At 44.5% G+C, this 24,846-nt stretch carries 21 protein-coding genes and 2 tRNA genes; 8 read left to right on the forward strand and 15 right to left on the reverse strand.

The features are described 5' to 3' along the window. Nucleotides 1–119 precede the first annotated feature (119 nt). The 5 genes from BW42_RS07775 to BW42_RS07795 form a co-directional block, all read right to left on the reverse strand. A complete protein-coding gene (locus BW42_RS07775) occupies nt 120–728 on the reverse strand; it encodes a superoxide dismutase (RefSeq protein WP_035409166.1) in 609 nt (202 codons plus the stop codon). Between the two features lie 93 nt (nt 729–821). Continuing rightward, complete coding sequence (locus BW42_RS07780) at nt 822–2,282, reverse strand: alpha-amylase (RefSeq protein WP_035409168.1); 1,461 nt, start codon at nt 2,280–2,282, stop codon at nt 822–824. A gap of 115 nt (nt 2,283–2,397) precedes the next feature. Next, nucleotides 2,398–2,471 (reverse strand) — tRNA-Ile (locus BW42_RS07785). An 11-nt stretch (nt 2,472–2,482) separates the two neighbouring features. Beyond that, nucleotides 2,483–2,556, reverse strand: a tRNA-Met gene (locus BW42_RS07790). 126 nt (nt 2,557–2,682) lie between these two features. Then, entirely contained in the window at nt 2,683–4,326 is a 1,644-nt protein-coding gene (locus BW42_RS07795; RefSeq protein WP_035409170.1) for a Na/Pi cotransporter family protein, read from the reverse strand. A 207-nt stretch (nt 4,327–4,533) separates the two neighbouring features. On the opposite strand from BW42_RS07795, the gene BW42_RS07800 reads away from it, so the two are divergent. From BW42_RS07800 to BW42_RS16025, 4 genes are all read left to right on the forward strand, one after another. Next, complete coding sequence (locus tag BW42_RS07800; RefSeq protein WP_035409172.1) at nt 4,534–5,019, forward strand: hypothetical protein; 486 nt, start codon at nt 4,534–4,536, stop codon at nt 5,017–5,019. Between the two features lie 167 nt (nt 5,020–5,186). Next, nucleotides 5,187–6,296, forward strand: coding sequence for a flavodoxin-dependent (E)-4-hydroxy-3-methylbut-2-enyl-diphosphate synthase (gene ispG, locus BW42_RS07805; RefSeq protein ID WP_035409173.1), 1,110 nt, complete (start codon nt 5,187–5,189; stop codon nt 6,294–6,296). Between the two features lie 98 nt (nt 6,297–6,394). Then, entirely contained in the window at nt 6,395–6,964 is a 570-nt protein-coding gene (locus tag BW42_RS16425; protein WP_231496878.1) for a hypothetical protein, read from the forward strand. A 98-nt stretch (nt 6,965–7,062) separates the two neighbouring features. After that, a complete protein-coding gene (locus BW42_RS16025; RefSeq protein WP_052019071.1) occupies nt 7,063–8,142 on the forward strand; it encodes a diguanylate cyclase in 1,080 nt (359 codons plus the stop codon). A 60-nt stretch (nt 8,143–8,202) separates the two neighbouring features. Here BW42_RS16025 and BW42_RS07820 read toward each other — a convergent pair whose 3' ends face one another. The 5 genes from BW42_RS07820 to BW42_RS07840 all read right to left on the reverse strand — a co-directional run bounded on the left by BW42_RS07820 (nt 8,203) and on the right by BW42_RS07840 (nt 13,746). Then, the gene (locus tag BW42_RS07820; protein ID WP_035409175.1) at nt 8,203–10,032 is read right to left on the reverse strand and encodes a GGDEF domain-containing phosphodiesterase; all 1,830 of its coding nucleotides are present in this window, start codon (nt 10,030–10,032) and stop codon (nt 8,203–8,205) included. 151 nt (nt 10,033–10,183) lie between these two features. Next, nucleotides 10,184–11,614, reverse strand: a complete 1,431-nt coding sequence (locus tag BW42_RS07825; RefSeq protein ID WP_035409177.1) for a bifunctional ADP-dependent NAD(P)H-hydrate dehydratase/NAD(P)H-hydrate epimerase — start codon at nt 11,612–11,614, stop codon at nt 10,184–10,186. Nucleotides 11,615–11,709: 95 nt separating this feature from the next. Continuing rightward, nucleotides 11,710–12,141: a Fur family transcriptional regulator gene (locus BW42_RS07830; RefSeq protein WP_035409180.1), complete on the reverse strand. Its 432-nt coding sequence runs from the start codon at nt 12,139–12,141 to the stop codon at nt 11,710–11,712. After that, the gene (locus BW42_RS07835) at nt 12,113–12,982 is read right to left on the reverse strand and encodes a metal ABC transporter permease (protein WP_035409182.1); all 870 of its coding nucleotides are present in this window, start codon (nt 12,980–12,982) and stop codon (nt 12,113–12,115) included. Before BW42_RS07835 ends, BW42_RS07830 begins: the two co-directional genes overlap by 29 nt. Then, nucleotides 12,979–13,746: a metal ABC transporter ATP-binding protein gene (locus BW42_RS07840; protein ID WP_035409184.1), complete on the reverse strand. Its 768-nt coding sequence runs from the start codon at nt 13,744–13,746 to the stop codon at nt 12,979–12,981. The genes BW42_RS07835 and BW42_RS07840 overlap by 4 nt, the downstream gene beginning before the upstream one ends. Nucleotides 13,747–13,961: 215 nt before the next feature. On the opposite strand from BW42_RS07840, the gene BW42_RS07845 reads away from it, so the two are divergent. The 3 genes from BW42_RS07845 to BW42_RS07855 are packed head-to-tail and all read left to right on the forward strand — an operon-like array spanning nt 13,962 to nt 17,875. After that, entirely contained in the window at nt 13,962–15,500 is a 1,539-nt protein-coding gene (locus tag BW42_RS07845; RefSeq protein ID WP_035409186.1) for a Ppx/GppA family phosphatase, read from the forward strand. After that, complete coding sequence (locus tag BW42_RS07850; RefSeq protein WP_035409188.1) at nt 15,497–17,650, forward strand: RNA degradosome polyphosphate kinase; 2,154 nt, start codon at nt 15,497–15,499, stop codon at nt 17,648–17,650. The genes BW42_RS07845 and BW42_RS07850 overlap by 4 nt, the downstream gene beginning before the upstream one ends. Before the next feature lie 54 nt (nt 17,651–17,704). Beyond that, the gene (locus BW42_RS07855) at nt 17,705–17,875 is read left to right on the forward strand and encodes a XapX domain-containing protein (RefSeq protein ID WP_023467523.1); all 171 of its coding nucleotides are present in this window, start codon (nt 17,705–17,707) and stop codon (nt 17,873–17,875) included. A gap of 120 nt (nt 17,876–17,995) precedes the next feature. Here the strand turns inward: BW42_RS07855 and BW42_RS07860 are convergent, their stop codons facing one another. The 5 genes from BW42_RS07860 to BW42_RS07880 form a co-directional block, all read right to left on the reverse strand. Further along, a complete protein-coding gene (locus BW42_RS07860) occupies nt 17,996–18,613 on the reverse strand; it encodes a hypothetical protein (protein WP_035409190.1) in 618 nt (205 codons plus the stop codon). 20 nt (nt 18,614–18,633) lie between these two features. Continuing rightward, a complete protein-coding gene (locus BW42_RS07865; protein ID WP_035409192.1) occupies nt 18,634–19,536 on the reverse strand; it encodes a deoxyribonuclease IV in 903 nt (300 codons plus the stop codon). A 98-nt stretch (nt 19,537–19,634) separates the two neighbouring features. Continuing rightward, a complete protein-coding gene (locus BW42_RS07870; RefSeq protein ID WP_035409194.1) occupies nt 19,635–20,987 on the reverse strand; it encodes a DEAD/DEAH box helicase in 1,353 nt (450 codons plus the stop codon). 47 nt (nt 20,988–21,034) lie between these two features. Next, nucleotides 21,035–21,988 (reverse strand): sugar ABC transporter substrate-binding protein, encoded by a 954-nt coding sequence (locus tag BW42_RS07875; protein ID WP_035409195.1) that lies wholly within the window; start codon nt 21,986–21,988, stop codon nt 21,035–21,037. Then, entirely contained in the window at nt 21,985–23,748 is a 1,764-nt protein-coding gene (locus BW42_RS07880) for a nitrogen regulation protein NR(II) (RefSeq protein ID WP_035409197.1), read from the reverse strand. The genes BW42_RS07875 and BW42_RS07880 overlap by 4 nt, the downstream gene beginning before the upstream one ends. Before the next feature lie 145 nt (nt 23,749–23,893). Here BW42_RS07880 and BW42_RS07885 point away from each other — a divergent pair, with 145 nt between their 5' ends. Continuing rightward, nucleotides 23,894–24,841: a 4-hydroxy-3-methylbut-2-enyl diphosphate reductase gene (locus tag BW42_RS07885; protein WP_035409199.1), complete on the forward strand. Its 948-nt coding sequence runs from the start codon at nt 23,894–23,896 to the stop codon at nt 24,839–24,841. Nucleotides 24,842–24,846 lie beyond the last annotated feature (5 nt).

Consider the following 24,846-nt stretch of genomic DNA (forward strand, 5'->3'; position numbering starts at 1 on the left):
TCGTTCAAAAGTCATCTTGTTTCATTATATAGAAGGAAACTTTCCATAACAACCTATCCCATGATTTTCCGCATTAAAAAAAGCGTATCGTTCACAATTGAACGATACGCTTCTTTCCATTACTTCGCGTCAGCGTAAAGCTTCGCTACGTGGTCCCAATCAACGACGTTGAAGAATGCATTGATGTAATCCGGACGACGGTTTTGATAGTTGAGATAGTATGCATGTTCCCAAACATCAAGACCAAGGATTGGCGTTTTGCCTTCCATGACTGGTGTATCTTGGTTTGGAGTCGAAACGACTGCCAATTTCCCACCGTCAACGATCAACCAAGCCCAACCAGAACCGAAACGAGTTGTTGCTGCTTTTGCGAACGCATCTTTAAATGCATCAAATGATCCGAATGCTTCGTCGATTGCTGTTGCAAGTTCCCCTGTTGGAGCAGCGCCATCGTTCTTCTTCAACAATTTCCAGAAGAATGAGTGGTTCCAGTGACCGCCACCGTTGTTACGGACTGCAGTTTGAATGTTTGCTGGGAGAGCATCCAAGTTTTGAAGAAGTTCTTCAAGTGACTTTCCTTCATGTTCTGTACCCTCAAGCGCCGTATTCACGTTCGTGACATACGTGTTGTGGTGTTTCGTGTGGTGAATCTCCATCGTACGAGCATCGATATGTGGCTCAAGCGCATCATAAGCGTAGCCGAGTTCTGGTAATTCAAATTTTGACATGTTCATGTCCCCCTTTGTGCTATTTTCGAAAACTTCAATACCCTTTAAGACTAGCAAAAGTACCTGTGTTGACGCAAGTCAAGACCCTCGGATTTACTCGACTTCTTGCGGAGCAAAAACAGAGACGCCTCCGCCCGGAACCGGGAAGACACCAAATCCTTCTTCGTCAATCACGACTGGATGATCTTGATGGTTTGTATAGTCGAACCATTCTTGACCCGCACGCTCTTCACCGACGAACATGCGTTTCTCGCACATGTCGGCGTTCGAAAGCAACACGGCACAACCTGAGTTCTCGATTTCATCGACACCAAGACGAACCCAGCCTACACAGTGCGGGTCATCAAGATAATCCTGTTGTTCTCCGTATGCTTTATGATAGCGCGTATAGAGCAGGGCATTGATCATCTCTTTTTTTCCTTCGACAGGGGTCGGTCCTTGGACGCCATAGTAATCCCCGTAAAAGACACATGGATATCCGTCCTTACGTAACAAGATCGCTGCATAGGCATGTTGCTTGAACCAGTCATCCACCCATGATTCTAGCGACTCGCCAGGCTGTGAATCGTGATTGTCGACGAACGTCACGGCATTCGTCGGATGCGACTCGACGAGCGTATCCGCAAACAATGTCGTTAAATCAAATTTTTCTCCCTGCTTGGAAGCTTCATGGAATTTATAATGAAGCGGAACATCAAACAAATCAATCGTGTAGTCGACACTGTCTAGGAAATGACGGCAATCGTCGAGATCTGACTTCCAAAACTCGCCGACCATGTAAAAATCGCCTTCGCTGCTTTCCATCATCGATTTCGCGAATTCACGGACAAATTCATAGTTGATATGCTTGATTGCATCAAGACGGAAGCCTTGGCAATCGATCGTGTCCTTGAACCAGTGTCCCCAACGGATCATTTCTTCCCGTACCGTCGGATGATTGTAGTCGATGTTTGCAAACATGAGGTAATCATAATTGCCGAACTCATCATCTACTTGGTTGTTCCAATCTTTATTATTTCCGGAAATCTTAAAGATCCCTGTTTTTTCTTCGCGCGCGTCAAAATCCGTTCCATTGAAGAATTCGTGTGTCCAGACGAAATCCGAATACTTTCCATTACGACCTGGGAAAGTAAACTTCGTCCACGCATCGATTTCAAACTCTTCTGAAATTTCTTTCGATCGGTCTTCTGGATTGACTTCCACTACTTTAATCGTTTCGAGTTCGTCTGCTGCAGCTTTATGGTTCATGACAACATCCGCATAAACAGCGATATCGTTCTCATGGGCAACTTCGATTGCTTCGACCAGTTCATCCTTTGTGCCATATTTCGTCCGGACCGTTCCTTTTTGATCGAACTCGCCTAAGTCATAGACATCATAGATGCCGTATCCTGTATCTTCATCCGACTGACCTTTCGATGCTGGGGGAATCCACACGGACGTGATGCCAGCAGCACGCAATTCAGGCGCTCGTTCTTTCAAACGTTGCCAGTGCTTTCCATCATTCTCTACATGCCACTCGAAAAACTGCATCATCGTATGGTTACGTTCCATCTCTCTTCGCTCTCCCTTAGTTACTATAGTATGAATATTATTACAATACCTTTACTATTCCCCGAGCGAACAAAAATAAACGCTTCCCGTTTGCAACGAGAAGCGTTCAACCAAATGGACCCTGCAGGACTCGAACCTGCGACCGGACGGTTATGAGCCGTCAGCTCTAACCAGCTGAGCTAAGGGTCCTTAAGTAATAGTAGCGGCGGAGGGAGTCGAACCCACGACCTCACGGGTATGAACCGTACGCTCTAGCCAGCTGAGCTACACCGCCATGATGTATGTTTCTTACTCTTATTAGATTACGAGATGTGACGAAACTTGTCAATATGCTATTTCAAAAAAATAAACAGCTGATTTCATTTTTTTCGAAATCAGCTGTTTTAAAATAAGTCTACGCTTAGTTCATTAATGCTGTCCGCTGTTCAAGGACGAGATCCGTGATGTTCACCGCGTGATCGCCGATTCGTTCAAGGTTTGAAAGTAAGTCGACGAAGATCATTCCCGCTTGTCCTGTACATTCACCAGCATTCACGCGAAGTACATGCTGTTTACGGAATGAACGTTCGAATGCATCAAGTTTCCCTTCAAGTTCAAGAACTTTTCGTGCCCGCGTGACATCGTCTTCTTCGACGGCGCGAATCGCACAAGCGACGATTTCTTGTGTCAGGACATACATCTCATCAAGCTCTCGCTTCGCAGATGTGGTGAACTGAATCCGGTTGACGATCTGGAAGTCGATTAATTCAACGATATTCTCAACATGATCACCAATCCGCTCAAAGTCATTGACGGCGTGCATCAATAACGAATGATCGTTTGATTCACGTTCTGATAAATCATGTGCTGCTATTTTAACGAGATAACTCGTCACTTCTGTATTCAGGTAGTTGATCGCATATTCAATCTGCTCGGATTCTGAAACATCTTTTTTATCATGCGATTGCGTGTAACGGTGTGCTTTTGCAAGTGCGTCTTTTGAGAATTCACCCATACGCAAAACTTCAAGTTTCGCTTGGTTTAAGGCAAGCGCAGAAGATTGATTTAAGATGTTTTGATCGAGATGACGCGGTTTTGAATCGATCGTCGTATCCGTACCTGGTACGATTTTTTGAACGAGCCATGCGATTTGTGCGATGAACCAACATTGAATCAATGTGTTGACGACATTGAACGTTCCGTGTGCAAAAGCAATTTGCATTTTCGGTTCTAAACCAAGCGCGTCTGTAATCCATGCGATGAAGCTTGAGAACACTGGTAATGCGATCAAGAACAAAATTGTTCCGATGATATTGAAGATGACGTGTGCGGCGGCTGTCCGTTTGGCTGCGATCGACGCACCAAGTGCTGCAAGTACTGCCGTAATCGTTGTTCCAATGTTATCACCGAACAAGACCGGTAGTGCCGCTTTGATATCGATCATGTCACCAGCATACAACTCCTGTAAGATACCAATCGTCGCAGATGACGACTGAACAAGAACTGTAAAGATAGTTCCGACGAATACACCAAGCAATGGGTTATCCGACATCGAGACAGTCAACTCTCGGAACCAGGCACTTGATTCGAGCGGAGCCATCCCGTCCCCCATCAATGTGAGACCGTAAAACAATGCACCGAAACCAAAGAAAATCTGTCCGATATACTGAACACGTTCTTTATTGAAGAAGAAGATCAAGAAAGCACCAATGGCGATTGCCGGAAGTGCCGCTTCTTTAACATTGAACCCGATGATAAAGGCCGTGATCGTCGTACCGATGTTCGCCCCCATGACGACACCAATTGCTTGTCGTAAATTCATCAGACCTGCACTCACGAGTCCGACGACGATGACAGTCGTACCGGATGACGATTGAATCAATATCGTGACGACGATACCTGCTAAGATACCTAATAGTGGATTCGTCGTATACTTATCGAGGATATAACGTAATCGGTCTCCCGCTGTTTTTTGGAGACCATCTCCCATATACTTAATACCGAAAAGGAAAATCCCAAGTCCACCGATGAAGGTAAAAATCATTTCCTGCAAATCATAGTTCATCTTGCCAGCTCCTTTATTTGATGTGGATTGATGTGTTTGTAAAGTTTATTTTTTCGACCCCCCTATTATGTAAAGGTCTAATGAACTTGTAAACAGTTTTCCCGACATCCAATTGTTAAGGTTTTATTAATCTGTACCACTACAATAATTCCTTTATTTATGAACAAATAGACAAACCAAAAAATCTGTTATAAAACAATGGAAAGAGTGATATTCTTGTCTTTTTTACGTCAACTCATTAATTACTTACAAACTTCATTAATTCCAAACCGCTCGTTTTTACGACTTCGTCTATCAGATGTTTCTTTGTATTTCTGTGGATTGGCTTGGATTTCACTATGGACGACGATCATCGATTCCTTCTTTTTACAAAAAAATATTCCAATCGTGATTTGGTTCGTTCTCCACTTCATCTTCATCGCTATTGCGGTCTTACTGTATTTGCTCTTCATGGCATATCTGACGAAAGGATTCGTTCGTCTGTTACTCCCCCGTCCATGGGCATATCGTCAGACGTTCCCTTATACGGTTGCAACGAATCTATGGACCTTCCCCCTTGGCATGCTTCTTTACCAATTGGGGCATCATCAAATAGGAGTTGCTTTACTCATCCTCGGGCACTTCATTTACACGTTGGTGCCATTATGGATTGCCCGTTCCCCGAAACCTCGCGCGTCACGTAAATCTCGATGAGTATCAAAATCAGGCGTCCGACGGATTGACGGACGCCTTACTTTCATTAAACAATTGTAAATGTTCGATTTTCGTTCTTGTTTCTCGATTTTTAGGGAATAGTTCGATATGATAGAAAAGGTAAACATAAACAATATGGCGGTATGCCACAAAAGGAGATTTTCGATATGCCGAAAATGGTCCATCGCTCTAAGACTCGTCCCGTTCGTGTAGGGGACCTTGTCATTGGTGGAAATAATGAAGTCATCATCCAAAGTATGACGACAACTAAAACACACGACGTCGAAGCGACAGTCGCTGAAATCTTACGTCTTGAAGAAGCTGGTTGCCAAATCGTCCGCGTCGCTTGTCCAGAAGAACGTGATGCGCTCGCACTTGCAGAAATCAAAAGCCGAATCAACATCCCGCTTGTCGTAGACATCCACTTCAACTATAAACTCGCGCTCATGGCGATCGAAGCTGGCGTCGATAAAATCCGGATCAACCCAGGTAATATCGGTCGCCGCGAAAAAGTCGAAGCCGTCGTGACAGCAGCAAAAGCGAAAAACATCCCAATCCGTATTGGGGTAAACGCTGGTTCACTCGAAAAGCACATTCTCGAAAAATACGGTTATCCAACAGCACGTGGTATGGTCGAAAGTGCCTTGCACCACATCAAGATCCTTGAAGACCTCGACTTCCATGACATCATCGTTTCATTGAAAGCATCAGACGTACAGTTGGCGCTTGAAGCATATCAACTTGCTTCTGAATCGTTTGACTATCCACTTCACGTAGGGATTACGGAATCGGGTCCACTTCGTTCTGGTTCATTAAAATCAGCAGCAGGACTTGGAGCGATCCTCTCACGCGGAATCGGAAATACGGTTCGTGTATCTCTTTCAGCGGACCCTGTCGAAGAAGTAAAAGTCGCAAAAGAAGTCTTGAAATCATTTGGTCTCGCAGCCAACGCTGCGACATTGATCTCATGTCCAACATGTGGTCGGATCGAAATCGATTTGATGTCGATCGCTGCAGAAATCGAAGACTATATCGAAAATATCCAAGCGAACATCAAAGTTGCTGTTCTTGGTTGTGCAGTCAACGGTCCTGGTGAAGCACGTGAAGCCGATATCGGTATTGCTGGCGCTCGCAACGAAGGATTGTTGTTCCGCCACGGAGAAATCATTCGTAAAGTACCAGAAGCAACAATGGTCGAAGAATTGAAAAAAGAGATCGATGCCATCGTCCTCGAAAAACAGGCTGAAAAAGAAGCCGAAAAAGCAAATCACGTATAAGATAGGGCTCCTCTTTGATGAGGAGTCTTTTTTCGTATCTCGATTTCGACTATGTTATACTAAGTGAAGAAAAATTCTTAGAACGTGGGTGACTGTAAATGAAAATTGGAATCGACATCGATGGAACGATCACACATCCATCCTCTTGCTTCACTTACATGAATAAACATCTCGGAACGTCGATTGACTTCAATCAGGCGTCTGAATATGAATTGCATACGTATACGGATATGAATCAAATCGAATTTTGGGACTACATGGTGAACTCCGGTCACGAGTCAGGAATTTATCGTGAGTCCATCCCTCAAGAACATGTTCGCCACCACTTATGGAATTTGCGGAAGCAATATGATCTCCATTACGTGACAGCACGATCGGAACTCGTTCGTCCTGTAACTGAAGAGTGGATCAAACAACATGAACTTCCTCTTGATTCCTTAATCATGACGGGATCACACGACAAAGTACAAGTCGTCCGTGATTTATCACTCGATTTGTTTATGGAAGATCGATTAGAGAATGCTGTGCAGATTGCAGAAGATACATTCATCCCTGTGATTTTGTTCGACGCACCTTATAACCGTAAAGCCGTACCGAATAATGTTATTCGTGTCGCTTCATGGAATGAGGCTGTTCAAGAGATTCAAAAATTTGCACCGATTCGTTAAAACAGCCGATTAGGCTGTTTTTTCCGTTTTTCATGTTATTGAACTCTGAGATATCTTACAATGATTTTCGTTTTAAATTTTAAAATAGGAAGTGCTTCATGATGCTTGCTACAGTGAATATCTTTTTTATTAATATTTGTATTATTTTTCTCGTTTCTACGTTCGCCTTTTATCTGCTTCGTGATCGTTTACCGATTCAACCCGACTCGATGATATCTACTCGGCTGTATTTTGGTTTTGCTAATGGGATCACCGGTATTCTTCTTATGCATCATGCGATTGATCTAAACGGCGCACTGATTGATTTGCGTTTGTTACCTCTCGCTTTATCCGCTTTATTCGGTGGTAACATCAGTATCACAGTGACGGGATTAATGCTTTTGATTTATCGTTTTTTAATCAATAATGGCGATTCTATAAATGCCTTACTTAGTTCTGTCATGACGCTACTCGGTTTTTTGATGCTGTCATTTATTTGTCGTCGGTTCATTACACGGCAAGGATATTTTTTTACCGCCATCGTGACAGTCGGTTCTCTACTTGTTCTTTGGCGACTGATTACGAGTAATTCCCCTGTAGATGCCTGGAGGACGATTTATATTCCTTATTTCATCTTAACGATTGGCGGAGCCGTTTTGTTTTATCGTTTGTCACTACTCCTGCAACAACATTTTGTTCTTTACTCTTATCAATCCTATCTCGCTTCGACCGATCAATTAACAAGGCTTGCGAATCGACATGTCATTTTGGAAAAGGTCACGACGCTTGAAAAAAACAGAGCTTCTTGGGGCGTCATCTTGTTTGACTTAGATCACTTCAAGAGTGTGAATGACACACATGGTCACGCCGGCGGCGACGCCGTCTTGCGCCATTTTTCGATTGTATTGAATGAACATTGTCCCGCACCTATCACGGTTGGTCGATATGGCGGTGAAGAGTTCATCGTCATCATTCCAGATTGTGACCTTTACGAACCTATTCATTTAGCAGAAACAATCGTGGCAGCCGTTCAACAAACGCCATTTGTCATGCAGGATCACGCTGTATCGATCACGGTATCTGCTGGAATTGCTTACGCTCATCATCAACCCGCTGAAACGGTCTTCAAGCAAGCAGATATTGCTTTGTATGAAGCAAAAACACAAGGTCGAAATCAATATCGACTGTACCAATCATAAATACTGTATGAAAAAGCCACTTCTCTCCGAAAGGTTCGGACTGAAGTGGCTTTTTAGGGATTAATGAATCGTTCCTTCATTCGTTTTTTGTAGTAGACAGATGATTTCTTCGAGTGGTACCGGTTTAGCGAAGAAGTAGCCTTGGAACAAATGAATCCCGATTTCTTTGGCAATGCGTACTTCTTCTCCCGTCTCTACCCCCTCGACGATACATTCGACATGCATCGACTGACTCAATTGAAAAATCGACTCAAGGATCGATTGTCGTTTCTCTGATGCTCCGATTTGTTCAATGAATTGCTTTGGAATCTTTAATTGACGTAACGGTAATAAACGTTCGAGGACGTGATACGAGGCATGACCAGTCCCGAAATCATCAAGAGAAACTGGAAAATCGAGTGTTTTGATGCGCTTGAGCGCTCGATGAATCGATTGACTCTCAAAATCAAGCGACTGACTTTCCGTGATCTCGATCTTAATCTGTTGCGGCTTTAGTGCATACTTGAGTAGCGTTCGTTCAATGAATGGCATGAATGACTCACTCGTCAATTGTCGTGGCGATACGTTAACCGATAAGGTAAATTCATCCGGAACGAGACCGATCAATGCTTTACGCGTCTTACACCCTTCCTCAAAAATCCATTCTCCTAGACGAATCATCAAGTCACTTTTTTCAGCAATCGGGATGAAGACGGATGGTCGATCAGCTCCTTGCAACGAGGTCTTCCAGCGAACCAATGCTTCAAGACCAATGAATTGTTCTGATCGAACATCGTACTGCAATTGATAGACGAGGTGAAAGTCCGTTTCAATATTAGCCTGTGCTAATGATTGTGCTGCTTTGACTCGCAATTCTTGATCCTTTCGCCAGGCTTGGTCAATGCACATCACACGTTCATTTTGTTGAGCGGCTTCCTGTAGCGCAGTCAATAACTGCTGTACTCGACGCTTCCGATTGTCCGTCGCCCCTTCTCCATTATCGATGACTATGGATATGTTGACGTAGACATGATGCCCTTCGATTTCGTAAGGTATGGAAATTTCTTGACTCAATTTTTCCATCGCTTCCTTACATGCCACCTTGTCCGGCTTTTTCATGACGATCAATAACGTTCCTGCTTCGATTCGAGCAAACGCTTGATAAGGAGGTAGTTTTCGCTTGAGCCGTTCAATACATGCTCGTAACACTTGTGACTGAATGTCTTCTCCAAAATACCGTGCCAACTCATAATAATTTTCTAAATGAATCCCGACAAAAATGAGCTGTTTTTCAGGTCTTGGGAAATCGACTTCGTTCAATCCTTGACGATTCAAAACACCTGTTTCTTCGTCACAGCGTGCCGTATCGTGTAGTTGTATCGCCAAATCATTCAAACGATTTAAATTACGGATATGCAAGTGATTGATGACAAGGGCGATGGAAACACCAATTATAATCATGCCAATTCGTCCATAATGATCAGTCGGATCAATTTTCACCGTCACGGTATCGGCATTCCACATGACGTAAAAACTAGTTGCGATGGCAAGGATGATGGCGTACCACATCATGATTCGTTGATACGAAATCAAAGCGATCATTAAAAACAAAAAACTGCTAGCCCAAACGGTGACCGCCGCATAAGGTAAAAAACTAATCGAAGTGATTGGAAAAACGAGCAACATCAAGGACAATAAGTGGGTTTGCAACACCACGTCCATCTTACGTCGACTGATATAAAAAATAAAAATCCCCATGAGGACTAAAAATGAAATAATGACAGAACGACTTAAATATGCATTCTTTATCGTCTCTTCCGTCGTCGTATAAATGATTAAAGCGCCAACAAGCATCATGAAAAGGGCAAAATTTCCGATCCACCATTGTTGTTTCCGAACAATGTCCTCCATGTATTTCCCTCCTTTCCATTAGTTTTTTCGTATATAGGTTTCGACATCGCTTGATGATACTCCTATCGTATCGAATGTGTCAATTCTTTCCTAAAAAGAAAAGTCTTCCCTCATACATGTCGTGGAAGACTTTTCTCTAACATTTATTGTCCTATAACCCAAATCGTCCTAACTCTTCGATGACATCCGTTGCTAACAAACTACTTGGATGTAATCGTCGTTCAACTTGTTTTGAAGCACACGCATACCACTCCGCTCCTAGCGCTAGCGTTTTTTCGACATCTCCTGATGGATGTTGCGCAAGGAGACTCGTTAAAATTCCAAACAAGGTATCCCCGCTTCCTCCCTTTGCGAGACCACTCGATGCACCAGAGATGACAAACCCACCTCCATTTGGTTTAGCGATTAAAATGACATGGGATTTCAAAACGACAGTTACTTGATGCAAGACGGCATACTCAGTTGCTTGACCGAATAGATCATCTTGAATACTTGCAACAGTCTGATTCGTCATCCGAGCGAATTCGCCAATATGCGGTGTGACGATGATCGGCGCGGTTCGTTCTGGGTAACTTTCTTTTATTAGTGCTCCGGCATCTAATACTACCGGTAAATCACTCTCAAGTAGATGGTCCACCCATGTTTCGGCTACTTCTTGCGATAAACCAGGACCGATTCCAACTGCTGATATGGAAGATAGCACGTTCTGAATCGCCGGTAACGTCTGGTCCACGACCATCGCTTCCGGTGCTTGGACGACGATCCCCTGTTTCGCAAGTGACGTCGTCGCGACTTGTAGTTTACCGACTCCCGTTCTTAGGGCTGCCCGTGTCGCAAGTTGAATGGATCCCGGCATCGTGTCACTTCCTCCAATCAATAATGCCGTTCCGTATGTCCCCTTGTGACCGTATGGTTCCCGCTTAAACAAGGAAGCCAGATCCTTCGGTGAGACGCGCCATTCACCAAAAGCCGGTAATCCGATATCTAGCGTTTCTGATTCTCCATAAAACGGTGCCGTCCGTATCAAAAAGGTAGATCGTTTCATCGCATGCAATTGAAATGTCGCATCTGCTCGAATCGCTATCTCTTTGAATCCTATAGTATGGTCCGTTGGCACACCGCTCGGTACATCTATTGCATAGATGCGTGCTCCTTGCTGCTTTTGTTCCGATACGAATGTACACTGCGCCTCGAATTCCGGATTAATCCGACCTGGATCAAATCCAGTACCGTATAAGGCATCCAAAATGACATCATATCGACCACATGGTTTTTCGGCTACAAGTCCGAACGCTTCTGCATAATGAGTATGAATCGTTGCAATATCCGAACGACTCTTTCCAAACGGAGTGAATAGCGTGACATCGAATCCGTCACGTATCAGTTCGCGACCAATGACATAACCATCCCCACCATTATTGCCGGTTCCACACAAAATTAGTATTCGTTCCCTCTTCGAATGGCGCGTTTTAATCTGTGTTGCGATCTGACTTCCGGCTCGCTCCATTAACACCTCGAGCGGTAGCCCAGATGTCCGTGCCCACTCATCAATTTGTCGTGCTTCCTGTGTATCATAAATCATCATCTCATCACCTCTGTTCGACTATTCCCGTTTTAATCAGGACTAGTCGTATAAAAACAAAAAAGAGAACGTCCCGAATGGACGTTCCCTTCTATTTAAGACGTCAAGCGTTGACAATTCGCACAACGTCCATAGATTTCGAATTTATGATCTTCGACTTCAAAACCAGTCTCTTGAGCAGGTGAAATCCACTCCATCGGGCAGACATTCAACGTCTCCGTCTTGCCACAGATTCGGCATATCAAATGATGATGGTGATGACCGGAAGCACAGGCAGCCCGATATTTCATCTCACCGTCTAATTCCGTCACTTCTAATAAATCGATTTCCGAAAAATCATTCAAGTTTCGATAAATCGTATCATAACTTAACGAAGGATGAGACGTCCGGAGAGCTTCTGCCACTTCCCGCGCACTGACATACCGATTCACTTCAAACAGATACGATAGCAAATCCAGACGTTTCGGTGTCATTTTAAACCCAGAAGCCTTCATTCGTTCACGCGCTTGTTCGATGTTCGTCTTCATGTGTTTTACCTCCTATCCAAAAACGTTCTAATAGCATGACGATGATCAGTTCGAGCACGGCAAGTAGGACAATCATTCCGCCGGGTGCTAAATCAAACTGATAAGCCAGGATGAGTCCAAGTACTGTTGCAATCTCACCGAAGATGATAGCTAAAAAGATCGTCGTCTTAAAACTTTTTGCAATTCGAAGTGCTGCCGCAACCGGCAACGTGATTAAGCTCGAGACAAGTAAAATCCCGACGATTCGCATACTAATCGCGATCACAAGCGCAACGACGATCATAAAGAGAATGTGAACTAAACGAAGTCGGATTCCCGAGACACGTGCCTGTTCCTCGTCAAATGAGAGGAACAACAATTCCTTATAAAAGGCAAAGACGAAGATGACGACCACGACCGTCACGATAAGAATCGTGTACACATCCGTTAAGGCAACAGCCGAAACCGTTCCAAATAAGAAGGAGACGAGATCCATTGAAAAGCCGTTCGCAAGACTAATGAATGTCGCACCGAGCCCCATCCCTGTTGCCATGATGATCGGAATCGCGAGTTCTTGAAAATGCTTATATTTAGCGCGCAACCAATCAATCGTCAGTGCCGCGATGACCGACGTCACGATTCCTAAGTACAGTGGATTTAAGTCCGCTAATTGCGCGACCATACCAGAAATCAAGAGACTGAGTGCAATCCCAGCTAACGTGACGTGCGAAAGTGCATCTGCGATCAGGCTCATCCGCCGGACGACGACGAACGAGCCAATCAATGGGGCCGTGAATCCAATTAAAATGGCAGCCACTAAAGCATACTGTAAAAATTTTAACGTCATGAATGCTTCGATCATTGGACACTCTTCCCTTCGTGAACGAGGACACGTCCCGGAACTGGATAGAGGGAGCGGATCGTCTGTTCATCTAGTTCCCAATACTCTTTAATGCCACAGTTACAACCTAAACGTCCATCGACCAAATGAATGACATCCGTGACGAGTTTGCTGACGAAATGGATATCATGTGTCACAAGGACGAACGTTCGCCGTTTATCTCGACGCAGTTCTTCAAGAATTTCATAAAATTCTTTCACGTATCGCTGATCGACACCAACAGTTGGTTCATCTAAAATCATTAAGTCTGGATCGTTGACGAGCGCACGCGCGATGAAGACGCGTTGTTGTTGACCGCCGGACAAGTCGCCGACTTTTGAATCACGGCGTTCCCACATTCCGACTGTTTCAAGGGCAGTCCGTACTTTGTCTCGATCATCGCGTGACAAACGACGAAAAAGTCCTTTTTTAGCATACAACCCCATCTCGACGACTTCTGCGACAGTTACCGGGAAACCCGAGTTAAACGAAGCTGCTTTTTGCGAGACATAGCTGATTCGCCACCATTCATTGAATTGCGATTGGGGTTGTCCGAATAAGCGAATCGTTCCTTTCGGTTGCAATAAACCTAAGATACATTTGATCAGCGTCGATTTCCCAGATCCATTTTCCCCGACGATTGCTAAGAATTGTCCTTGTTGAACCTGAAACGAAACTTGATTCAATACCCGGCGATCTGGATAATCATAGCTGACTTGATCAATCTCGATGATTGGTGTTTCCATTTATTTTCACTCCTTCCGTTTTCGTAAAACGGAATAATTACGTCTTAATCAACTGTCTTATTATAGCGTTCGCTAATTATTGGTGCAACTCTAGCAACTTCCTATCCTCCTTTGAAAATAATCAAGGTACAATAAAGACAGAAACTAGCTGTTTCCGGCTTGTTCAGGAAGGGAAATCTTTTAATGCGCGCATCGCAGAGAGGAGTCGAGGTCACTTGAAACAAGAACTTGCAGTTATCGATATCGGTTCCAACTCAATTCGTTATGTCATCTTCCATCCGATCGCTTCTGGTCGTTACATCGAGAAGATTAACATTAAAGTCGTCGCGCGTTTATCTGCTCATATCAATAAAGACGGAGCACTTGACGACGCAGGCATCTCGTTACTCGAAGAAACGTTACATCGATTTTACGAAGTCGGTGTCACCCATGAGGTCGAGGAGACGATTTGTGTCGCGACCGCTGCTATTCGTAATGCGACGAATCGAGAAGCAATTGTTAAATCCGTTACTGAAAACACACCTTTTTCCATTCAGGTTCTAACAGACAAACAAGAAGCATACTATGGTTATTTTGCTATCATAAATTCGACCTTCCTGACAGATGGGTTTTCTGTCGACATCGGCGGTGGTTCCATGGAAGTCACCTTGATCGAAAATCGCGAGATGGTAGCGTATCATAGCTTTCCATTTGGCGCCGTCACATTGACACGGCAATTCGTTTCCGACGTGACACTTAGTGCAAGTGATAAGAAGAAGTTGGTGAAATTCTTACGGGAACAATTCGAATCGATACCATGGCTAAGTGATAAAAAGCTTCCTTTAATCGGTGTCGGTGGTTCTGCCCGAAACTTCGTTCGTATCCATCAATCCAATCAGGATTATCCGCTTCGGAGCGTTCATCAATATCAAATCAAGGCGAAGGAACTCGCGAAGATGGTCGATGATCTGGAAGGGAAATCAGCGAAACAGCTATCGAAAATCGAAGGGTTATCAAAGGATCGAATCGATATTTTCCTGCCGGCATTGATTGCGATCCAAGGGTTAGCTCAACACATCGAAGCGGAAGAATTCATCATGAGCAATCTCGGTCTTCGTGAAGGTCTTGTTTACGAGTTCGACGTGCAGGACGAAGCATACCGCCGGATTGAAAACGTACGTGAGCAGAGCCTCTATCAGCTTGAAAGTGATTATAAGGTCAATCGTGATCGTGCGTCGTATATCGGAACACTTGCTAAATCGATGTACCGTCAACTCGTCACGTTAGACCTGGTATCAGAACGAGCGTCCGATTTACGCCTCCTCGATTCCGCAAGTCGTTTGTTTTATTGCGGTCAATACATTAATCCGGACACGCGATCAGACCAGACGTTTTATTTGTTGACGAACACCGAAATGAATGGCATGACGCATAAGGATCGCGTTGCACTCTCCCTTGTCAGCTCCTATTCTTCAGCGAAACGGATGCAACAATTAGCAAAGCCGTTCAAAGAATGGTTCACGGAAGAATCACTGGACCGCTTCGACTTACTCGGTTCTTTACTCAAGTTAAGCCATGCCCTCGACGTGACGGAACGAAAAGCTGTCGATCATTTGGAACTGTTCCTTAAAAAGGACCAACTCCAATTCGTCCTCGATACAGGCGATCACGATTATGGATTTGAAGTCGAAAAAGCCGAAAAACAAAAGAAACACCTGGAACGAATCATTGATTGTACGATTACCTTCGAAACGAAAGGAGATCTTCCTTCATGAAGCTCGACATACCGGAACATTTCAATAATCGTGAGCTCAGCTGGCTCCAGTTCAATGAACGTGTACTGGGTGAAGCTTTTGACACACGCAATCCATTAATGGAACGTTTTAAGTTTCTCGGTATCTTTAGTTCCAATTTAGACGAGTTCTATATGGTAAGGGTCGGTGGCTTAAAGGATGAAGTGCTCGCTGGGTTCAATAAACCGGAAAATAAACAACAGATGACACCTAAGCAACAGTTACGTGCGATCGCGTTGAAAACAAAAGAGTTAGTCGATCGGCAATACGAAGCATTTCAAGCAATCAATCAGACGTTATCAGATGAAGGCATTACATTCTTAAAATACGACGCCCTGACTTCAGAACAAACGACCTATGTAAAATCCTTTTTCCGTGAACAAGTCTTTCCGGTACTCACGCCTGTTGCTGTCGATGCCTATCGTCCGTTCCCGATGTTGTCTTCAAAATCACTTAACATCGCAACGGTTCTTGAAGCAGAAGATGGGACGAAACGAAATTTGGCACTCGTACAAGTACCTGCTGTTTTACCGCGATTCGTCGATTTACCGGTAGAAGATGACGAGACAACGGCTGTCATTTTACTCGAAGACGTCATCATCGCCTTCATTGACAGTTTATTTAAAGGCTATCGCGTGTTGTCTGCCATGCCATTTCGGATCACCCGGAATGCCGACCTTCCGTTTCACGAAGAAGGGACACACGATTTATTGAAGTTAATCGAAAAGGAATTAAAAAAACGGCGTTGGGGGGTAGCAATTCGACTTGAAGTCCAAAAAGCTGCCATCAATACTGAACTACTCAACATGCTACGTGATGTACTTGATTTGCAGGAACGCGATATCTTTGCTGTGGATGGTCCGATTGATTTGACTTTCTCCTTCGCCTTCTACAGTCAAATCGGTGTTGAATATGATCATTTGATCTATCAGACGATCATGCCGGTCGACCCACCCGCACTCGATAGTTCAAAAAATCTGTTCAATCAATTACTGGAACGCGACTATCTCTTGCATCATCCGTATCATACGTTTGATCCTATCGTCCGGTTCATCGTCCAAGCGGCTAATGATCCGAACGTCCTTGCCATCAAACAAACCCTTTACCGCGTATCTGGTGACTCACCGATCATTAAAGCCTTAAAAACAGCAGCCGAGAACGGGAAACAGGTCACTGTCCTCGTCGAACTCAAAGCTCGATTCGATGAGGCGAAGAACATCGAGTGGGCAAAGCAGCTAGAAAAAGCCGGCGCTCATGTCATCTACGGATATAGTGATTTAAAGACACACTCGAAGATCACGCTCGTCGTCCGACTCCACGAAGGAAAGATTCAGCGTTTCGTCCATCTTGGTACCGGCAACTATAATGATTCGACGGCGAAACTATACACGGATGTCGGATTATTGACGGCTCGAGAAGAAATCGCCGAAGATGCGACAAACTTCTTTAACTGGTTGTCCGGATACGGGGAACAACCCGAATGGAACGTCATCCAAACTTCACCGAACGCGATGCTTGAGAAGTTCCTGTCATTGATTGATGAAGAAATCCATCATCATCAAAAACACGGAAACGGTCGAATCGTCGCCAAGATGAATAGTTTAACGGAGAAAGACATCATCTTACGTCTCTATAAGGCATCGCGCGCCGGTGTACAAGTCGAACTTATCGTTCGTGGCGTCTGTTGTCTGCGTCCTGGCATTCCAGGTGTTTCGGAGAACATTCGCGTCATCTCGATCGTTGATCGTTATTTGGAACATTCACGCATCTTCTACTTCCATCATAACGGGCAGGATTTGATGTATGGATCAAGTGCTGACTGGATGACACGCAACATGCGAAAACGGATTGAAATCTTGTTCCCGATTATGGACGAAGAACATAAACAATATCTAAAGGATTGTCTCGCCCTCGCCCTTGCTGATAATGTCAAAGCGCGTGAGCAGACAGCCGCTGGATCCTATTATTACGTTAAAGACGGAAAACAGAGCTGCGAATCACAGTTGCTGATTCTAGATTATACGAGCGGCAAATTAAAACAAAAACCAAGTTTTACAGCTCCATTGAAACAAAAGTGGATCACAATCGAAAAGAAGGATGACAAAGTCATTCTTGATCAAAATGCCACCTGACATTTAAGATATACTTTACTTCAAATGCTGATTACAGCAGAAAGGACGAAATGTATGCTTCAGCAAATCTTGTTATCCCTTCTCGCAGGCGTCATCTGCGGAGTCGTGTTCACCGCATTGAAATTACCAATCCCTGCTCCACCCGTTTTCCCAGCCGTCGTCGGGATCTTTGGTGTCTTCCTTGGGATGAAAATCTATCTGTTTTTAGTAGAACGCTTTTTCTAATCTAAATGAAAACAGTTCTCTTTACTGCCAGCGCAGATAGAGAACTGTTTTTTTGATTCTTTTAAGGTTTTAATGATTGGATGATCAGTCATACGAGCTCTGCTTGAATAGAAAAAGCTTTTACTCACTATCTTCCGACGCCGCCGCCGTATCCATAGCATGCAATACCCGTTGATGTAACCACCGGTGACATGTCGGACACACCGTCTGGTATCCTTCTGATGTCAAATGCCATTCGAGTAACGACTGCCTAGACTCTTCACAATGAACACATTGACGCGCAATTTGTTCTAGATGATTTCGCTCCTTGAAGCGCTCGATTCGACGTTGTTTAGATTGTTCGAGTGTCAGCACATCGGTTTCGAAATACCCATACTGCCATGAATCAAGCAGACGTGTGCGAAACGCGCTTTCGACTGGTCCGGTTTTAAGACTAAGTTGATCGAGTGGTCGTCCAAGTAACGGATGTCGTAAATCCACACTGATGAGATCAAGACATACATAAGATCCTTCCGAATCGTCAGCAACGGTCAACCAAAACGGATCCTCTGGACGTGTCGTATACTCCGTGAACAAGACTTCTGCATACGCAATGATTCCATCAGACGTCGCAAGAAATACTTCTTCTCCCTCTGCCAGATCTGCCGGCAAATAAAACGGTTCCTTTGTTTCATAATAGTGGACAACAGCTTGTCGTATCGCAAAATTAGTCTCATCGACGACGAGTATATGACACATCACTGACACCCCTTTATGAGTTATTCGACCGGTGCTCCTAGAATCGGTAGACGCCAGTCTGCATCAAATGCACCCGAACGTAACATATCGATTTCTTGTTTATACGGTGCTACTTTTTTCTTTGGATCGAGACCAATGTAAGGTGTCTCTAGAATTTTGGGTAAATGAGCCAGGGCAGGATGATGCACGACACGGTGTAAGGCATCAAATCCAATCTCACCAAAACCAATATTTTCGTGACGGTCTTTCCGCGCACCGCGGACATTTTTCGAGTCATTCACATGGATGACACCAAGACGATCCAGTCCGACGATTCGGTCGAATTGTTCGAGAACACCATCTAGGTCGTGCACGATATCGTATCCCGCATCATGCACGTGGCATGTATCAAGACAGACGGACAGACGATCATGATGTGTGACGCCTTCGATGATCTGAGCAAGTTCCTCGAAGGTTTTTCCGATTTCCGATCCTTTTCCAGCCATCGTCTCAAGCGCTATCTTCACCTGTTCTTCGCCTGTCAATACTTCATTGAGTCCTTCAACGATCCGTTTGATTCCAACCTCTTCCCCAGCACCTACATGCGCACCTGGATGCAATACGATGTGTCGTGCTTTCTCTAGAGCTTCTGCTCGTTTGATCTCAGCTCCTAAAAACGAAACCGCGAGTTCGAATGTCTCGGGTTTTGTCGTATTCCCCAGGTTGATGATATACGGTGCGTGTACGACGATTTCTTCAATTCCATTCGCACTCATATGTTGCAACGCTTCCGGAATTCGTAACTCTTCCATCGGCTTACGGCGTGTATTTTGAGGTGCTCCTGTATAGACCATCATCGTCGTTGCACCATAAGACGCTGCTTCCTCACTGGCACCTAACAGCATTTTTTTCCCCGAAACGGAGACGTGTGAACCTATTTTCATGTTGTTTTCCACCTTTCTCTTTTTACAGTGTACCAAATCTTGAAAACAACAAGACACCCGAAAAATGTTTTTTCATTTCACGGGTGTCATCAATGGAGTTATTTTGATTTGCGGGCGTTTTCTTTACGTTGCGCGCGACCGACACCACGTTGTTCTTTGATGCGTTCACGTTTTGCTGTTTCTTTCAGCTTATATTGATGTTTCTTCTTATAACCTGGTTTAACACGTTTTTTCGCTTTTGCTGCTTCACCCGAAAGGCGACTATGCGCTGTCTTCGAGACGGCAGTCTTCATGTGCGGCTTCGCACGGCGACGTTCTTTGACTTCGACGATTTGACTGCCTTTGACATCGACGTTCGTAAATTGAATGCCACGATCCTCTAAGCGATTGATCATACCGTTCTCGTGATCTTCAAACAGCGTGTACGCCAATCCATCTTGATCGACACGACCTGTCCGACCAACACGGTGAACGTAGAAGTCCAAGTCTTTCGGAATACCGTGGTTGATGACGTGTGAGACACCTGAAATATCGATTCCACGTGCAGCAAGATCCGTCACGATGACATACTGGTACTTCGCATCGTTGATTTCCTTGATCGCTTGTTTCCGGCGACGAGCCGGGAGATCACCGTGAAGAGAACCAACATTAAGTCCTGCTTCTAGGAACAAAGCTTCGACTTCGATTGCTTCTGCTTTTGTGTTCGTAAAGATCAGACAGATATAAGGGTTCAACGCTTTCGCGACTTTTAGCGTCAACTCTGAGCGCTCACGGTGCTTGACTGGAATCGTATGGTGAACGATTTTCTTCGCTGTCTGCTGTTTCGGATCCACATGGGCGTAACGCGGGTTGTTCATGTATTTTTTCAAAAACGGTTGCAATTTCTCAGGAATCGTTGCTGAGAAGACCATCATCTGAAGCTGTTCTGGAAGAGCTTGAGCAATCCGGTCAACTTCTGGCAAGAACCCCATATCGAGCATTTGATCCGCTTCATCGATGACGTAGTGCTTCACGAAATGCGGCTTCAATGCTTGTTCCTTGAATAAATCTAAAATACGTCCCGGTGTTCCGATGACGATTTGTGGCGAGACTTTAACACGACCAATTTGACGTTCGCGATCCATCCCACCTGTAATGAGACTCGTTTTGATGAAGTCAGGTTCTTTCACGAGTAACGATTTTAGTTCTTCATGGATTTGCCAAGCAAGTTCACGCGTCGGAGCAACGATGATCGCCTGTAATTCTTGAAGCTTCGGATCGACGTTTTGAACGATTGGAAGAAGGAACGATAACGTTTTTCCTGTTCCTGTTTGTGATTGACCGATGATATCGCGCCCCTTTACTGCAGCTGGGATGATCCGCGACTGAATGTCGGTCGGTTTTGTGATGCGGGCGTCATCGAGTGCTTCGATGACGAACGGGTGTAATTGATAATGGCTGAATCCATTCATGAATTGACACCGTCCTTTCCTTATTTGCTGAGGCATCTGCCTCTCGATTAGTTCAACATGGTTATGGGTCTACTACCGTCATACAGATAGGAGTACGTATAAAAACGATTTGGAATCTTTTTGTTTTTCGTATGAAGCTTCAATGCACTGAAGGCGACTTTCATCATCTCATCAGCACTCTGGACGACCGTCGCATCCATCGATTTCATGTCAACAGCTTCTAATATAGCACGATTCCCGTCTATGCCGACAATTATTTTTCCTTTGATGCCTGCTTTTTTCAATGCTTCGAGGACACCGAGCGCGATATCGTCATTATGACAATAGACGGCATCAAACGGAATTCCTGACTCAATCACCTGCGTCATAACCTTTTCTGAAGTGATGGGGTCGTAATCCCCATTCACGGATTCGACAATCTGAAGTTCCGGCTCACGCTCAAGACTAGTCAAAAATCCTCGGTGTCGTTCATTCGTTGTATTGACGTTTGCTGTCCCTGCGACTTCAATGATATTGGCGGTAGCTCGTCCCGTCTGCTTGATACGTTCGTGTTTAATGAATGATGCAAGTTGTTCCCCAATCAATTGATTATTTGAAGTGATTGAACTGACGACTGCATCGGAACGAATCAATCGATCGATGGCAAAAACCGGAATCCCGGCACGAGCCGCTTCTTCTAATGTATTAGCGATATAGACGTCATCTAGTGTCGTCACGAAGATCGCATCGACTTTCATCCGAATGAACTCTTGAATCTGCTCCCGTTCATTGATGCGTGAGTTATGGGAAGTCGTGACGACCGCTTCGTATTTATTGATTTTTGCCTGCGTTTTAAACGCATCTACGAGCCGTTGTGCGAACTCATGCTTATCATTCACGATCGTAAATCCAACGAGATGACGTCGTGGACTAGGATCTGGATTGACGAACAAGTTGGAAATGAACAGAACGGATGAAATCCAGACAATCAGGACGAATAACCAGGCCTTATTGAATTTCATTCCATTTGCTCCTTTCGTGGCAAGTGAACTTGAATCGTCGTACCGACGCCCGGCTTACTATCAAAGATCATTTTCCCTTTATGATCACGGACGATTTGTTTCGACATGAAGATCCCAAGTCCATTTCCGTCGACTTTCGATGTTTTGAATGCTTGACCGACATGTTCGATTTGATCTCCGTCCATACCGATTCCGTTATCCTGAACAATGAATACGACCTCTTCTGGATAGACATGGACATGCAGATGACATATGCCGTCCGGTCCTTTAAACGCAACAGCTTGTAGGGCATTTCGGACACAGTTTGCTAAAATTTGTAAGATTCCCTCTTCTGACGCATAAATCTTCGGCATAAAGGATGGTGTATAAATCTTGCAGTCCGCCTCGTAATGATGTGCTTCAGCTTCGAGGATATATGTCAATTTCTTCATTAAATCATTCATATCAATCGTTGTTTTTTGAAGCGCATTGTTCTCACCTTTTGACAGATCGAGCATCGTTTGAATCATACCATTCGCCCGATCGAGTTCTGATAAAGCAAGAACGAGCATTTCTGCATTACGATCTTTTTCCGTCGCTAACAACTGTAAGGTCATCTTAACAGGCGTCAATGGATTACGGATTTCGTGTGCGATTCCTGCTGCTAATTGACCGAGCGATGCTAATTTTTCTTGATGTAACATCGTTTGTTGCTGACTCAATTGCTCAAGACGCGCATTTTCCATCCGTTGTGCATACTCGTTATAGGCGGCAACGAGTGTCTTGACCTCATTAGATCCCGCTCGCTCAAGAACGATCGGTTTGGGTGAGGTGCTTTTCTCGATCTTATTTACAAGTTCAAGCATCGGCGCGGTCAACTGCTTCGACATCAAATAGCCGACAATTAGACTGAGGACAAGCGTTAAAGCCGCGATGATCAAATATTGTTGTCGTGTCGTATAGACCGGTTCATAAAAAACATTTCGCGGCGTTCGAACGAGTATTTTCCAATCCGTCACTTTCAAATCTTTCGCAAAGTAATACATATCTTGATTCGTACTAAAAATCTCGGAAGGTTCTAGCGATTTAAAAGCACGGTCAACCACACTTCTCGATAATACGCGCTCTTCATCTGTCACGAGATTACTGGATGTGGCTAACAATTGTTTTTTACTATTGAAGAGGTAAGCAATGGTCTGATCGTCGAACGATTCAAGTGAATTTCGAAAAACAATCGAATTCATGACGCTTAATCCACCACCAAAGACTCCGACACGCTCATTGCCGTCTCGAATCGGGACGAACATGTACGTGACAGCATCTGACTCCATCGTATATAGCTTGCTCATATGAAAATCCGTACTCGTCAACGTTTGCACAAAATCATCGTCTTTTAGGATGGTACTATTCTCCACTCGACGATCATCGCTTGAGAACCAGGTGATTTGTTTCGTCTTTCGGTCAAAATAAAAGAGACTTTTAAACCCTGTATCAATGTCTAACAATTTAGACTCCTCAATTTTCCGACTCAACTTTTTAGGGTTTTTGACATTCAACTGCAAGCTCATGATTTCTTCATGCAAATTCCCGACATTGTCGCGAATCGCATTCCCAGAGACTTCAACACTTTTTTCACTCTGTTTCTCTGTTTGTTGTTCGACTCGGGAAATCGTGACCCGGTCTGCAGTGAAGGCAAGCGCTGAAATGACAAGACAAATCAGGATGAATAAGACGGCGGTGATTTGGAAAAAATACGACCGCATCATTTTCTTTGACTCCATCCCTTCGCCTCCCTTTTGAATAATTGACAACTTCATTAGTATAGCATGTTCTGTGGCTGAAACAGACTCCTCTATTTTCATTCAGCTTCAATCAATGGTACACTCTAACTAATCATTCTTTTTCACAAAGGGAGAATCTACAACTATGCTAGTAAAAAAAATCAGCCCCCGCGGCTATTGTTACGGTGTCGTCGACGCAATGAAACTTGCACAACAAGCGGCATTGAATAAAGATTTGCCACGTCCGATCCATATTTTAGGGATGATCGTCCACAATGCTCACGTCACACGTGAGTTCGAAAACATGGGCGTCATCACTGTTGATGGTCCTGATCGCCTCGAAGCCTTAGAGACGATTCAAGAGGGAACGGTCATCTTTACAGCACACGGTATTTCACCTGCTGTTTATGCTCGTGCTGCAGAGAAGAACTTACACGTCGTCGATGCGACGTGTCCTGACGTAACGCGTACCCACGACTTGATTCGTCAAGTCGTCGCAGATGATTACGAAGTCATCTACGTCGGGAAACATGGGCATCCGGAGCCTGAAGGTGCCGTCGGCGTAGCGCCGGAACATGTTCACCTCATCGAAAAAGTCGAAGATATCGATGAACTTCCTCCTCAGCTTGCTCATAAAAAAATCATCGTCACGAACCAGACAACGATGAGTCAATGGGATGTCCAAGCTTTGATGGAACACGTTCGGAAAAAATATCCGCATGTGGAAGTACACAATGAAATCTGTAACGCAACACAAGTCCGACAAGAAGCGGTAGCGGATCAAGCAGGAGACTGTGATCTCGTCATCGTCGTCGGTGACCCACGTTCGAACAACTCGAACCGTTTGGCACAGGTATCCTTTGATATCGCAGGAACTCCTGCACATCGAATCGGCGATTTAACGGAGCTTGATTTATCATGGCTTGAAGGTGTACAGCAAGTCGGCGTCACATCAGGTGCATCGACGCCAACACCGATCACGAAAAAAGTCATCGACTTCTTACAACAATATGATCCTACTGATATTAGTACGCATGACAAGACACCATTCCTTGAACTAAGACGGATTTTGCCTAAAGTCAAAGTACTTTAATCCTA

It is taken from the genome of Exiguobacterium sp. RIT341, assembly GCF_000632205.1.
Lineage (GTDB): Bacteria > Bacillota > Bacilli > Exiguobacteriales > Exiguobacteriaceae > Exiguobacterium_A.

Excerpts from the sequence above, each read along its gene's own strand:
- BW42_RS07865 (WP_035409192.1), bottom strand. The coding sequence starts at position 19,536 with ATGAAAATAGGTTCACACGTCTCCGTTTCGGGGAAAAAAATGCTGTTA.
- BW42_RS07870 (WP_035409194.1), bottom strand. The coding sequence starts at position 20,987 with ATGAATGGATTCAGCCATTATCAATTACACCCGTTCGTCATCGAAGCA.
- BW42_RS07840 (WP_035409184.1), bottom strand. The coding sequence starts at position 13,746 with ATGGAAACACCAATCATCGAGATTGATCAAGTCAGCTATGATTATCCA.
- BW42_RS07825 (WP_035409177.1), bottom strand. The coding sequence starts at position 11,614 with ATGATTTATGATACACAGGAAGCACGACAAATTGATGAGTGGGCACGG.
- BW42_RS07860 (WP_035409190.1), bottom strand. The coding sequence starts at position 18,613 with ATGTGTCATATACTCGTCGTCGATGAGACTAATTTTGCGATACGACAA.
- BW42_RS07880 (WP_035409197.1), bottom strand. The coding sequence starts at position 23,748 with ATGGAGTCAAAGAAAATGATGCGGTCGTATTTTTTCCAAATCACCGCC.
- BW42_RS07820 (WP_035409175.1), bottom strand. The coding sequence starts at position 10,032 with ATGGAGGACATTGTTCGGAAACAACAATGGTGGATCGGAAATTTTGCC.
- BW42_RS07885 (WP_035409199.1), top strand. The coding sequence starts at position 23,894 with ATGCTAGTAAAAAAAATCAGCCCCCGCGGCTATTGTTACGGTGTCGTC.
- BW42_RS07830 (WP_035409180.1), bottom strand. The coding sequence starts at position 12,141 with ATGAAGACGAACATCGAACAAGCGCGTGAACGAATGAAGGCTTCTGGG.
- BW42_RS07850 (WP_035409188.1), top strand. The coding sequence starts at position 15,497 with ATGAAGCTCGACATACCGGAACATTTCAATAATCGTGAGCTCAGCTGG.
- BW42_RS07780 (WP_035409168.1), bottom strand. The coding sequence starts at position 2,282 with ATGGAACGTAACCATACGATGATGCAGTTTTTCGAGTGGCATGTAGAG.
- BW42_RS07795 (WP_035409170.1), bottom strand. The coding sequence starts at position 4,326 with ATGAACTATGATTTGCAGGAAATGATTTTTACCTTCATCGGTGGACTT.
- BW42_RS07775 (WP_035409166.1), bottom strand. The coding sequence starts at position 728 with ATGTCAAAATTTGAATTACCAGAACTCGGCTACGCTTATGATGCGCTT.
- BW42_RS07835 (WP_035409182.1), bottom strand. The coding sequence starts at position 12,982 with ATGATCGAAGCATTCATGACGTTAAAATTTTTACAGTATGCTTTAGTG.
- BW42_RS07875 (WP_035409195.1), bottom strand. The coding sequence starts at position 21,988 with ATGAAATTCAATAAGGCCTGGTTATTCGTCCTGATTGTCTGGATTTCA.
- ispG (WP_035409173.1), top strand. The coding sequence starts at position 5,187 with ATGCCGAAAATGGTCCATCGCTCTAAGACTCGTCCCGTTCGTGTAGGG.
- BW42_RS07855 (WP_023467523.1), top strand. The coding sequence starts at position 17,705 with ATGCTTCAGCAAATCTTGTTATCCCTTCTCGCAGGCGTCATCTGCGGA.
- BW42_RS16025 (WP_052019071.1), top strand. The coding sequence starts at position 7,063 with ATGATGCTTGCTACAGTGAATATCTTTTTTATTAATATTTGTATTATT.
- BW42_RS16425 (WP_231496878.1), top strand. The coding sequence starts at position 6,395 with ATGAAAATTGGAATCGACATCGATGGAACGATCACACATCCATCCTCT.